This is a genomic window from Pseudarthrobacter ribosi, from assembly GCF_055412865.1.
The window spans coordinates 207,379-220,512 of the sequence record NZ_JBVAYZ010000005.1 but is presented as its reverse complement, the minus strand read 5'-3'; the positions used below and the strand labels follow the sequence as shown (position 1 = coordinate 220,512).

Here is a 13,134-nt window from a genome sequence, read left to right as displayed (position 1 = left end):
ATAGGGATATCGTATGGATTTCTTTGAAACAATCATGTTTCCGTTCAAGTGGCTTGTGTCCGCCATCATGGTGGTCTTCCACGATGGCCTGAGCGCCATCGGCATGCCCGCCGCCAACGGCTGGACGTGGACACTGTCCATCATCGGCCTGGTGCTGGTGATCCGCGCCGCCCTGATTCCCGTGTTCGTCAAGCAGATCAAGGCCCAGCGCGGCATGCAGCTGCTGCAGCCGGATCTGAAGAAGCTGCAGGACAAGTACAAGGGCAAAACCGACCAGCTGTCCCGCCAGGCCATGGCCCAGGAACAGATGGCCATGTACAAGAAGCACGGCACCAACCCGTTCTCGGCGTGTCTGCCCATGCTGATCCAGATGCCGTTCTTCTTCGCCCTCTTCACCGTGCTGTCCGGCATTACGACGGCGGCCGACAGCGGCAAGGGCATCGGCGCCATGAGCCACGAGCAAGTGGTCCAGTTCGACGAGTCGAGCATCTTCGGCGCCCCGCTTTCCGCCACGCTGCTGCACGGCACCCCTCCCGGCGGCAACGAGGTCGCGGTGTGGATCCTCTCGATACTTATGATCCTGGCCATGACGGCCTCGCAGTTCATCACGCAAAAGCAGATCATGGCCAAGAACATGTCCGAAGAGGCCATGGCCAGCCCGTTCATGAAACAGCAGAAGATGATGCTCTACATTCTGCCGATCGTCTTCGGCGTGGGCGGCATCAACTTCCCCATCGGTGTCCTGATCTACTGGACCACCACCAACCTCTGGACCATGGCACAGCAGTTCTTCGTGATCCGCCGCATGCCGACGCCGGGATCGCCCGCCGCCAAGGCCCTGGCCGAGCGCCGTGCCGCCAAGGGCCTGCCGGCGCTGCCGCTGACAGGCGCCAAGAAAGCCGAGGCCGAGGCCGCTGAAGCTGCCGCCGCCGCAGCCCTGGTGGCCAGGAGCCAGCGCGTCCAGCCACAACGCAAGAACAGGAAGAGGAAGTAATGTCCGCCGAAAGCACCGAACACGCTATTTCCGTCGAAGCCATCGAAGAGCAGGACGACGCCCTGAGTGCAGTCCAGGAAACCGAGCAGGACGTTGATGCCGGCGCCGGCGCCGAAGACTCTGAGGGTTCCGAGGACAAGGGAACTTCCGCCAGCCGCCTGGAAGAAGAAGGCGACGTCGCAGCGGACTACCTCGAGGAACTGCTGGACATTGCCGACATCGACGGCGACATCGACATCGAAGTGCGCAACGGCCGCACCTACATCTCAATCGTCGCTGAGGAAGAGTCAGCCGGCCTCGACAGCCTCGTCGGCAAGGACGGCGAAGTCCTCGAAGCACTGCAGGAACTGACCCGGCTTGCCGTGTTGTCCGCGACGGAAAACCGCTCCCGGCTGGTGCTGGATATCAACGGCTACCGCTCGGAGCGTGCCGGCGAGCTGCAGAAGATTGCCGAAGACGCCGTGGCTTCCGTGAAGGAGTCCGGCGAGACCGTGGCTCTGGCGCCGATGAGCGCCTACGAACGGAAGATCGTGCACGATGCCGTCGCCGACCTGGGACTCGTCAGCGAATCCGAAGGCGAAGGCGCGGACCGCCACATCGTCGTTTCCAAAGACTGAAGCCGCCGGATAGCTTGATGGTTGAAATTACCCCCGCCGAACTGCAGGCAGCCGAAAAGATCTTTGGGGACCGGCTGGATCTGGCCAAGCGCTATGTGGAACATTTGGCCACATCCGGAACGGAACGGGGCCTGATCGGGCCCCGCGAAGTGCCCCGGCTGTGGAGCCGGCACGTGCTGAACTGTGCCGTCATCGAGAGCCAGATTGCCGAGGGAAGCCATGTGGCCGACGTCGGGAGCGGCGCCGGCCTTCCCGGACTGTGCCTGGCCATTGCCCGGCCGGACCTGGAACTGACCCTGATCGAACCCCTCGAACGCCGTGTCACCTGGCTCCAGGAAATCGTGGACGACCTTGGCCTCGACAACGTCACGATCATGCGCACCCGCGCCGAGCTTGCGGTTGGCATGGTGAATGCCGATGTCGTCACGGCACGCGCCGTTTCCGCCCTCTCCAACCTCGCAGGACTGACCATTCCGCTGCTAGCGGGCGAAGGTGAAGTTGTTGCGATCAAAGGACGCAGCGCCGGCGAGGAGATAGAAAAAGCCGCCAAGACGATCCGGAAGCTTGGCGGTACGCAGACTTCCGTTGTCCTGGTGGGCGAGGACCTCCTCGAAGAACCCACAACCGTTGTCCGGATCGTTGTGAATAAGCCTCAAAAGATTTCCTAGCATCAGCCCGTTGCCCTCGGACGCCGAGGGTAAGAGGTTAGGCTAGTAACCGGCAGAAGAGCCGAACGAGAGTGAGTGTGTCACAGTGACCAGTAGCGAAGCCTCCACACAACGGATTCCCCCGTTTGTGTCCCTGGGGTCCGCACGGGCCTTCGCCGCGCCCGCAGTCGCTCCCGCCTACTCCGGAAATCGCACGACATCGGTTGCGAAGACCACGGGCATGGCAGGCGTTTCACGTGAAACATCCGTTGCCGCCCCCGGGACTGTCCTGGATTCCATCGACGACTCCAGCCCCATCGCCCGTGAACTCGCCCATGAGAACAAACGCCGGGAACGCCTCCTGGGCCGGTCGCTTCCGAAGCCGGAGAAGACCCGCATCTTCACCGTCTCGAACCAGAAGGGTGGAGTGGGCAAAACCACCACCACGGTCAACATCGCCGCAGCCCTGGCCGCAGCGGGATTGAATGTTCTGGTCATCGACATCGATCCGCAGGGCAATGCGTCGACTGCCCTCGGAATTGAACACCACGCCGACGTCGACAGCATCTACGACGTGCTCATCAACGACATCCCGTTGCAGGACGTTGTGGCACCCTGCCCGGACATCGCCAAGCTGATCTGCGCACCGGCCACCATCCACCTCGCCGGCGCCGAGATTGAACTGGTCAGCCTCGTTGCCCGCGAGCAGCGTCTGCGCCGTGCGATCGACGTGTATGCCAAGGAACGTGCGAAGAACGGTGAGGAGCGGTTGGACTACATCTTCATCGACTGCCCGCCGAGCCTGGGGCTGCTGACCGTCAACGCCTTCTGCGCAGCCAACGAGGTGCTCATCCCGATCCAGTGCGAGTACTACGCCCTTGAGGGTCTGAGCCAGCTGCTGAAGAACATCGAAATGATCCAGAAGCACTTGAACGCGGACCTGGTCGTCTCCACGATCCTATTGACCATGTACGATGGCCGCACAAACCTTGCTGCCCAGGTGGCGGCAGAGGTACGGGAACACTTCCCCGAGCAGGTCCTCGGCGCTGTTGTCCCCCGTTCGGTGCGCATTTCCGAAGCTCCCAGCTACCAGCAGACCGTGATGACTTATGATCCCTCATCCAGCGGTGCCCTGTCCTATCTGGAAGCCGCAGCCGAAATCGCGCAACGTTAGAATCTTTTCGAGAATTGCACTAGCTAGAGCCCGGTGGTACCAGGCTCTACCAATGGAGGGATTTATCCATGAGCGATAAGCGACGCGGCCTCGGCCGTGGACTTGGGGCACTCATTCCAAGTTCCGCTGCGGCTTCCGGCAACGGTTCAGCGCCGTCCCGTCCCGTGGATCTGTTCTTTCCGGAAGCCCGAAAGCGGACACCGGCAGCGGAAGTAGCGGCCCCGGAAGAAAACGGCACACGTCCCGAGACGGTAGAAACTGCAAAGCCGCAGTCGCCCACCTCCACGCCGGCACCGGTGAGGCCCTCCAACGCGCCGGCCGCGAAGACTGTACCCGGGGCCAGGAAGGCGCCGGTCCGGAAGACGTCTGCGGCCAAGGACGAGATGCCGGCCGCAGCAGCGGCTGAGGCTGCCGCCCAGGAGTCGGTAGCCGACGAGCCGGTTCCCTCGACTGAAGATCAGGGTGTGGAACTCGTGGAGGTACCCGGCGTCCGCTTTGCGGAAATCCCGGTCACCGACATCCACCCCAACCGCAAGCAGCCGCGCTCAGTCTTCGATGAGGACGACATGGCGGAGCTGGTTCACTCGGTTCGTGAAATCGGTGTTCTCCAGCCAATTGTTGTCCGCACTTCAACTGAAGAAGGTGGAGAACCCTACGAGCTCGTGATGGGCGAGCGTCGCTGGCGGGCAGTACAGGCGGCCGGCCTTCAAACCATCCCCGCCATCGTCCGGGATACGACTGATGACGACCTCCTCCGCGATGCCCTGCTGGAAAACCTGCACCGGAGCCAGCTGAACCCACTGGAAGAGGCCGCCGCTTACCAGCAGCTGCTGGAGGACTTCGGCACCACCCACGAACAGCTGGCCGACCGTATCGGACGTTCGCGCCCCCAGGTGTCCAATACGCTCAGGCTGCTCAAACTTCCGCCGCTGGTCCAGCGCCGTGTAGCCGCCAGCGTCATCTCTGCCGGACACGCCCGCGCACTCCTGGCACTCCCGGACGCTGCCGCCATGGAACGTCTGGCGCAGAAGATCGTCGCTGAAGGGATGTCTGTCCGCGCGACCGAGGAGGCCGTGACGCTCTACCAGAATCCGTCGGGGACACCGAAGAACAACATTCCGCGCCCCGGGGCGCGGCACGAGCGCCTGGATTATCTGGCCTCTTCACTCTCCGACCGGCTCGATACCAACGTCAAGATCTCCCTCGGTGCCCGCAAGGGACGAGTCAGTATCGAGTTCGCGAGCGTGGAGGACCTCAACCGAATCATGGATGTGTTGACGCCGGGGTCCTCGAGCTAGCCCGCCCCGCATCGTCGAAGGGACCTGTTTCACGTGAAACAGGTCCCTTTGTTGTTGGTTGTGTTGTATCCGTCTGCCTGAATTACATCTTCTTTCACGCTGGATACCGCACCATTGGCGGAAGAGCCGGCCCTTCAATCCAGTAGCTTTCCGTGCCTGCGGGGACTGGAACGCGGCGTCTCTTCGGAAGGGGCTAGCATTCGCTGTCGCAGCAGCCCCGCCGATGCCACTTTCGTTACGATCTCTGGCACCTGGATTGATCATCGATAGGGAGTTGTTCCCTTCTTCCTGCGGGCGACACGCAGGATTGCACCGCTGTTGGTGAGCGAAGTGCCCCCAGCACCGCAGGCGGCAAACCCGGACGGGCCGTCCGGATATTCGCACCGACCGACGCCATAGGGCACCCCAAGAGCGGCACCAATCCGCTAGTTCCGCGTTTCCGTGGACTCAAAGGTGCGGAGTCCTACTTTTCGCGCCCCTGATCTGGTCCTTTTTGGGCTGAGCAGGGATGCGCACGTTTCACGTGAAACATGAGAGCTACTCACCGGCGACTTGTCTTTGGCCAGACGCGTGGAGACCCCACGGAGAAGCTCGTCGTGGGCAGCCTGCACTTCCCGAGTACGGCTGGCGGGGACTTCTGCGCAGCTGGCGATGGTTCAGGAGACTAGTCGTCCTTCGGCACCGGACGCGGAATCGCCACGGCATGGCCGGTCAGTCGCGCTGAACTCTGGCTCCTCCGCACATAGAGCGGCACGGGCGAGCAATGTTCTGTACGGGAAGCCTGCCGAATTGTGTGTATCGGGTTTCACGTGAAACATCCGGAGTCGTGGTTGGGTCTCGGCAATAGCCGGGTGCCGCGTTCGTTGGTCGCTTCTGGAAGGCACGCTAGTCGCGTAGGACCATGCCACCGCGGCTTCCCCGCCCAGGGCTCACAGCATCGCTGGGACGGCCTTATAGGCGAGAACCGTACGGATAGGGCTACTGACTCCCCCAAAGGCGCTAGGGAGCCCGTGGGCCCCTATTGCGGGCGGTGGGAGTGAGGGCGTCTCGGGTTCTCTGGTCCAGGAACTCATTCCCAGGATGCGCTGTCCGGAGGAACGTTCTGTTGGTGCTCAACGCCGGCCGGCACCTTCATCAGCACTGCGGGTCGTCTCATTGATTGCAAGGTCCCCGCAGACAGCGCTGCACACCAAAGGTTGAGTGATCGCACGAGCGATACCTGGCTGCCGTGGCGATGGACTCCCTTCCGTGGTGGGCGCAACGAGCGTCGGCAAGGGCATCACAGGTATCAGGGGGACGCGAAGGCGCCTCCTGGCGCCCCGGCGTGAGCGGCATGAACACGGGCCCGGTTGGGGCAGTTGAACGCCACAGTGACCCTACAGGGTCAGCAGCCGCCGGCGCGGGCATGAGACAAATTTTCCGGTCCTCCGGCCAGCCGCAGGGTTGAACCTATCCGAAACGTAGGCCGCAGAAGCACAGCCACGGCTGTGGCTTTGAGAAGAGCTGGCTCGAGTTGAGACCTCGGTTGAAAACCAAACGAAATTCTGACCGGATACTGTCTGGTTCCGACGCGGTGGTCCCATCCGTAAGCCAGCAGTGTGAAGATCACACAGCATCGAGCTTAGCGGGATGGGTTCCGGATAGTCGGATTGGAGCGAAGGTGGCTGTTGGTCATCGGAGTTCTTCAACTCCAATCTGGCTGCCGGACGTTGGGCTCCCCCATGGGGCAGACTGCACTGGGTGAAGAGTTGGCAGCGGGGCTCGATCGGCTGTTTGGGGCGTCCAGCTACGGAGCGTACGTGTGTGGCCTCGAGTACGCGGCAGCTGGCCGGTCCTCGTTGTGCCAGCAACCGAGAGAGCATTGTCTGAGTATGCACTCCCCGGCTGAGCCGACGCTTCGTTCGATGGACAACACGGCAAGATGGCGGTGGCTCGGGCGGTGCGCCGCCCCTAGAGCGGTGTGTTGAGCGGGCTGGGATAGGTGGATAGATCGGTGGATACTGCTGTGGATAACTTTGTGGATTATTCCACCGTCTTGTTCGAACGAAGCCTCCGGCTCCCGGGCCACAGGGCTCTACAGCGAACACCCGAAGTTGCCTGTTTCGGGATTGGGACTTGTCGCGTTTCACGTGAAGCAATTGCAGGCTCCCATCCGCGATGGGATGCACGCATCCGCGTTTACAAAATCCCCCGCTGCAGGTTAATTTTCCGTCCGATTCTGCAGATTGGGCCGGAGTATTCCACGATCTAAAGGGGTCGCCTCTGACTGATCTCAGGCTGCGGCGGAGCGGTGCAAACCAGCGTCCTGATGTCGGCGATGCGCTTGTCCTCCCAGGGCGGTACAGGACCACAGTTCGGGGCTGTGACAAATCCCTCACAGCTTGTGGATAACAATGTGCATAACGTCTGTGGAGAAGCCTGTGGGTAAAGGCGCTCGGAGATCCCGTCGGAGCGGTGCAGGGAAAGCCGGCATTCCGTTCGCGATATAGGTAGCGGTCGGATCGCGACCGTCACACTGTAGCCTCAGCAACGGAATCGCAGGTGAGCAACCCCCGCCTGACACTGTTGTGCCCCTCCCTGGGAAATTGCGGACGACGCCCATGGGCCTGTTGACTGAGCCCTCAGGCCCAATAGGACGGTCAGCCCATGGCCCGCCTAGGCCTTTACGAGTGCCCACGGTACGCGGATGCGAGACACTGCTCGCCACGCGAAGGGACCCCTGGCCGGACAGCGACCACGGCACAGAAGCGACCTGTTCGAATCCAGGCCCCCCGTTTGAGGAGCTCGTGCCACAGCATTCCAATCCGATACGGGAAACGGCTAAAGCACTCGAGCCGCCCACTGTGGGGCCGGCGACACCCCAGGGTTCCCCCTTTTGCGGCGAGGATGTTTGGACCCGGGGGTATTCCCACGCGGATCGAATCTCGCTCCCTTCCTGTGGCGCACAACTGTCGGTATGCGGCAAATCGCCCCTTGCCGGACCGTCCCCGCCTGGACCACTAACCAAGCTTCCGGGCCCGTGGGTCCCCTCGCCTCGCCTGAGGAGAGGGTACGGACGGCCGTCCGGTGAGCGAATGCGTCCGATGGATATTGCCTGCGCCGGGGCATGGGCACAGGCCCCGGTGATTATCCGGGGATTCAAGGGATCCGCTCCCCCGTGCGGACTGCTCGGCCAGGTTCACTTGCGTCCTTCGTCCACGGCAAACCGCGGCCACAACACCCATGGGTGCGGCCCGGCCCGGTCCCGGAAGCGTCGGTCTACGACCGCGAGACCGGCGGTTTCCTTGTTCAAGACATCGCAGGGAAGTGGGAATCCGAGTCCCGCAGGCTCTACACCTGTGATCGGCCGGGTGCCCCGGGTGCCCCGGGTCCCTGTGCCCCGGCCTTCTATGCCGCGCCGCCGGCGGTGGAGGCCCGCGGGTGCCTCCCAGGCGCGTTTGTGCGGCATGGAGGCCTTCTGGGCTGGTTCCGGCATCGATGGCGCTCCGGCTGCTGCAGGAACTCTCTCATCGCCCTTGCACTGGGTTGCGCGAACGATGATGTTTCACGTGAAACACGGTGCCGACATGCCCAATTCGCCGCCCCTGATGCCCATGCAGGTACGGTGTCGCGAGTCCTTTCGGGTGTGGACGGCAGCTGCCCCCAGCTCCCGTAGCCCAATGAGCGTCCGAATGGACGGAATGCGGCCCCATGGGTGTCCCAAGAACGCGCGCGAAGAGGAAAACACAGCCTGCGGGAGCCTCCGTTGTTGCGCCGCAGGGCCCGCTATGCGCCGCAGGTGAGAGTGGAATCTCGAATCCGCGAGTGCATATCTCTTCCGTCATACCGCTCTATCCATTCAAATTTGCGTCGAAGCGCTTCACTTGCATCAGGCTTCGACGGAGTCCCACGCCGAGTTTGTTTCACGTGAAACACGCAGACCTCGTTGTTTTGCTCGGGCGGTTGCCGTCCCGGTTTGTTTCCGAGGATCCAAAGAAGATCATCGGGGGCTCGTGTTACTGCGGGGATGTTTCACGTGGAACAGATCTGCCCCGTCTGATGACCAAAACTATCGGATGGCCCTTCTCAATGCTTCAGAAGGAGCCAATGGTGACCGGGATGCGTTCGTTTTGAGTGGAATGCTGCCTCGACTGAGCGTGGGATGTTTCACGTGAATCGTCGGGCCCGCCGCCGTCTGGTGACCAGACATCAAGGACACCCCTCCTCGATGCTTCAGAAGGAGCCGATGGTGACCGCGATGCGTTCGTTTCGAGTGGAATGTTTGTCCCCACCAAGAACGGGATGTTTCACGTGAAACTGATCTGGCCCGCCACCGGGCCGGTATTCTTCGCGCCCAACACAGGTCGAATCCTGGATTCGCGGCGGGGTGCTGGTCCCGAAGGGGGGCACAAGAACAATGGCGGCAGCCAATTCACCTGCGTCTCACCTCGAGGGCACATCGCGGAAACGCCGCTCAGTGCTGGCACGGCATAGACGGCGGCCATGCCCGGTGTAGCTAGGAACCGGACGCAGGCGGGGTTCTCACTCCAGAACAGGAAATCGGCTGGAACGCGACTTGGAGTCGCAGCGACATGCCAGCGGCGGTGTGGTGACGTGGACCGTCGCGTATTCCAGGAGGTCAAAGTCCCAGCCCGCCTTCACGGTTCGGGAGACACCGGCCGCGGCATTGTCTTGGTTGCGTGGCAATCAATCAGAGGAGGCTATGCAGGCCGCAGCGGTGTCGTGAACTCAAGGCGTCCGTTTCCATGCGCATGTTTCACGTGAAACACAGGTAGCGCAATTCGCTCCCCCATTGCGGAGTGGATTCAACGTATGCCGCAGGTCAGTCCGCGCCGGATGCTGTTTCACGTGAAGCAATGTCCGCTGACAGCACATCTCGTTCGCTACTTCTGGAGCGTCCAGCCATGGTCTAGACGGGAGTTGCTCAGTTGGGACCAACGGGATTCGGGCAATTCAGCCCAACACGGCAACATTTTCTGGTTGTTAGCAACGGTTAGCTCCCCCGCCCCGGACTAGCCCAGACTAGAGTCCTCCGCATAGGGCCCCAGAACCTCAGCACTTCAAAAAAATGGCCCCACCTCCTGGAACGGGAGTGGGGCCACTTTAGCGTCTGGTCTGCACTGAGGCCAGACCGCACCGGTGTTAGGACAAAACGTCAGCGAATTCCTTCTCGAAGAACTGCTTGGGGCGGGCCCCGATCACGGTGCCCTTCACTTCCCCGTCCTGGAACAGGTAGACGGCGGGAATGGAGGTGATGCCGTACTGGGCTGCGATCGCCGGGTTGTCGTCCACGTTTACCTTGACGACGTCCACCTTCTCGCTGTATTCCACCGAGATCTCGTCGAGGATCGGTCCGAGCTTGCGGCACGGGCCGCACCACTCGGCCCAGAAGTCCACGATGACCGGCTTGGAAGAAGCCAGTACGTCGGTGCCGAAACTAGCGTCTGTTACGTCTTTTGCGTTGCTCATGGCCCTGTCTCTCTTCGGTTGGTTGCTACGCGCCGATTAGGCGTGGAAGTCTGCGAGGTAGTGCTCGACGTCGAGGGCGGCTACACAGCCGGACCCCGAAGCCGTAATGGCCTGGCGGTAGGTCGGGTCGATGACGTCGCCCGCGGCGAAGACCCCCTTGATGCTGGTCTGCGAGGTGCGGCCGTCGACGGCAATAGTGCCCTCGGGGGTCAGATCCAGCTTGCCCTTGACGAGATCAGTGCGCGGATCGTTGCCGATCGCCACAAAGACCCCCGTGACGGCGAGCTCTGTTTCGGTGCCGTCCACGAGGTTCTTCAACCGGAGACCGGTGACCTTGTCCTGACCGAGGACATCTTCAACCCCGGTGTTCCAGACAAAGCTGATTTTTTCGTGTGCCAGGGCGCGGTCGGCCATGATCTTGGAGGCACGCAGTGCGTCGCGGCGGTGCACCACGGTGACGGACTTCGCAAATTTGGTGAGGAACAGTGCCTCTTCCATGGCGGAGTCGCCACCGCCGATCACGGCAATGTCCTGGCCCTTGAAGAAGAAACCGTCGCAGGTTGCACACCAGCTGACACCGTGCCCGGAAAGGCGCTTCTCGTTCGGCAGTCCAAGCTCACGGTAGGCGGAACCGGTCGACAGAATGATGGAGCGGGCCCGGAAGGTCTCCCCTGAGCCGATGGTCACGGTCTTGATGTCGCCGTCGAGATCCAATTCGGTAACGTCCTCAAACTGGATCTCGGTGCCGAACCTGGCAGCCTGCTTCTCGAAGTTCTCCATCAGGTCCGGACCCATGATTCCATCCGGGAAACCCGGGTAGTTCTCAACGTCCGTCGTGTTCATCAGCTCGCCGCCGGCGGTGACCGATCCGGCCAGGAGCAGCGGCTTCAGGTTGGCGCGCGCCGTGTACACCGCGGCGGTGTAGCCCGCGGGGCCGGAGCCTACGATGATGACATCACGTACTTCGGACGCGGTGTTTTCTGCGTTGCTCACTGAACGGTGAACCTCTTCCTTTGTCGATGCGCCCGCCTGGATGGCCGGCCACATGGCACAACTACCACTTGGCGCTGAATATTCCGGTCGCACTGGGCATCACGAGAGGACACCACCACTCAGGATACCGTCTTGGCACTGAGGCACGCCGGGAGACTGCCGCGGTGACGGACCGGCTACTGGACCTTGATCTCGGCCAGACGTAGGCCATATCCGTAACGGGTCTTTGGGGCCGTCAGCTTGGGCAGCGTCTTGATTGAGACGATGACATACTCCGCGGTGGTGGGCTCCTGCAGCGGCATCGTCAGATCGGGGGAAGTGAAGCTGTTGCTCCCAACCTGCTTGGCGCCGTCCAGGGACGGACGGTCGTTCGTGAAGACGCTGATGCTGCCGCCGGACGCCCCCAGCTGGCTCAGCGTCACCGAAGAAACCTCGGCAGGGTTCTCGAGCTTGACGGCGAGCGGAACTTCGGGGGTCAGGCCGCCCCAGTTGTCCGTGGCGAACTCCATGTTTGACCAGTAGCTCGCGGCATTGCCGTCGAAGGTCTTGACCAGGTCACCGTCATAGGTGCCGGCAAAATCGAAGTTGCCCAGCCGCGTGACGTCCTCGATCACCGGCGGACCGGAGGCCGGCGCAGCGCTGGCGGTACCTGACGGCTTTGCCGACGTCGGACCGGGCGCGCTGGCGGAGGTAGTTCCGCCTGCGATGGGCCCAGGAGTGGTCGTGAAGAGACTGCCGAGGTTGGTCACGGCCAAAACCAGACCGACCACGAGGACCGCGGCCAGCAGTCCGCCAACCAGCCAGCGCATGGAACGGGGTTCGCGCCGAGGTTCCTCGTCTTTGCCGTAGTACTCATCATCGGCCGCCGATTCGCTGTCCCGGGCCGAGCCTGGGAAAAACCCGGGGGCGCGGTCCACCGAGGCACTCCCGGCTGCAGCGGCAAACGCCGGTGCCTGACCGGGCTGGGAAGTCCGCCCTTTGTCAGGGGCGGCGTGATCGTAGTCGTCGTCTGACCACAGCGACACCTTGGGTGTTTCCGGAGGAGTTGGCGGCGTGGAGTCACGTGCAGCTGGTTTCGGTGAGCCTCCCTGGACCGGCTGGGGAGCCGTTACGTGGGGGGCGGCCTCCTGGGGCGCGGTTGCCGGGGATTTCGCGCTGGATGACGCCGCCGCTGCGGCTCCACCCGCGGCGGCACCGCCAGCCAGTCCGGCAGCGCCGGCTGCGCCAGCTCCAGTGCCAGCGGCGGGGGGCGACGTGGCCGGACGCAATGGCGGGCGGGCCGGGGAAACCGGCGGCACCGCCGGCTTAGCCATCTGCGCCGACGCGGCCGGCTTTTGGTTCTGCCCGTAGTTGATGTACCCCGCGTCCACCTCTTCCTCGTCGTAGAGGCCGTCGTAGGTTTCGGGCTCGTGGGAGCGCGGCTGACCGAAGATTTCGCTGCCCAGCGTGTCCGTGAAGAACGGCTCGACGTAGGGCGGGTGGGACGATACGACCAGGTCGAGCAGGTCAGCGGCCGAGGTGTGGTTGGTGATGAGGTAGGTCGTGTCCTCGCTAACCCCCAGATCGAGGATCTGTACGTGGCCGGGACGTTCCCCTGTGGCGACTTCGCGGGCGCTCTGGGCCACCTGCTCGGCGTTATCGGGGCCGGCCACAAGGATGCTCACGGCACGGTTGAGTACCTGGTCCACACCGTCCAGCACCAGATCATGGTCATGTGAGGTCAGTACAGTGGAAGTGACCTTGTAACGGCCACCTAGTACTGATCCGACATCGATCGGGTGGGACACGGGCTCCTCCTAGACTGTCCGGGAGCTGCCGAGCTGATCACTTCATCAGTGACCGCGGGCCGTCCGGTAAAGCCGGTGGACCCCTCGTCTGCAACTCCCCTTGTTAGTCTTCGATCCTAGCCGATGCGCCCGTCCCGGCCACGGAAGCACGGCGC

The 13,134-nt window shown here is 62.8% G+C and carries 8 protein-coding genes; 5 read left to right on the top strand and 3 right to left on the bottom strand.

Features of this window, described 5'->3' with window-relative positions:
- Positions 1–13: 13 nt before the first annotated feature.
- The 5 genes from yidC (at position 14) to ACZYZ5_RS07530 (ending at position 4,730) form a co-directional block, all read left to right on the top strand.
- Positions 14–994 (top strand): membrane protein insertase YidC, encoded by a 981-nt coding sequence (gene yidC, locus ACZYZ5_RS07550; RefSeq protein WP_463900567.1) that lies wholly within the window; start codon positions 14–16, stop codon positions 992–994.
- Positions 994–1,611, top strand: coding sequence for a Jag family protein (locus ACZYZ5_RS07545; protein WP_463900564.1), 618 nt, complete (start codon positions 994–996; stop codon positions 1,609–1,611). Before yidC ends, ACZYZ5_RS07545 begins: the two co-directional genes overlap by 1 nt.
- Positions 1,612–1,628: 17 nt before the next feature.
- Positions 1,629–2,279 (top strand): 16S rRNA (guanine(527)-N(7))-methyltransferase RsmG, encoded by a 651-nt coding sequence (rsmG, locus tag ACZYZ5_RS07540; protein ID WP_463900562.1) that lies wholly within the window; start codon positions 1,629–1,631, stop codon positions 2,277–2,279.
- An 85-nt stretch (positions 2,280–2,364) separates the two neighbouring features.
- Positions 2,365–3,432 carry a ParA family protein gene (locus ACZYZ5_RS07535; protein WP_463900561.1) on the top strand — a complete coding sequence of 356 codons (1,068 nt, stop codon included), beginning with the start codon at positions 2,365–2,367 and terminating at the stop codon, positions 3,430–3,432.
- A gap of 68 nt (positions 3,433–3,500) precedes the next feature.
- A complete protein-coding gene (locus ACZYZ5_RS07530; RefSeq protein WP_463900559.1) occupies positions 3,501–4,730 on the top strand; it encodes a ParB/RepB/Spo0J family partition protein in 1,230 nt (409 codons plus the stop codon).
- A gap of 5,142 nt (positions 4,731–9,872) precedes the next feature.
- Here the strand turns inward: ACZYZ5_RS07530 and trxA are convergent.
- From trxA to ACZYZ5_RS07515, 3 genes are all read right to left on the bottom strand, one after another.
- On the bottom strand, positions 9,873–10,199 hold the full coding sequence (trxA, locus tag ACZYZ5_RS07525) for a thioredoxin (protein WP_282378867.1): 327 nt from the start codon (positions 10,197–10,199) through the stop codon (positions 9,873–9,875).
- 36 nt (positions 10,200–10,235) lie between these two features.
- Positions 10,236–11,192 carry a thioredoxin-disulfide reductase gene (gene trxB, locus ACZYZ5_RS07520; RefSeq protein WP_463900557.1) on the bottom strand — a complete coding sequence of 319 codons (957 nt, stop codon included), beginning with the start codon at positions 11,190–11,192 and terminating at the stop codon, positions 10,236–10,238.
- Between the two features lie 176 nt (positions 11,193–11,368).
- Positions 11,369–12,979, bottom strand: a complete 1,611-nt coding sequence (locus ACZYZ5_RS07515) for an ABC transporter substrate-binding protein (RefSeq protein WP_463900555.1) — start codon at positions 12,977–12,979, stop codon at positions 11,369–11,371.
- Positions 12,980–13,134: the final 155 nt, after the last annotated feature.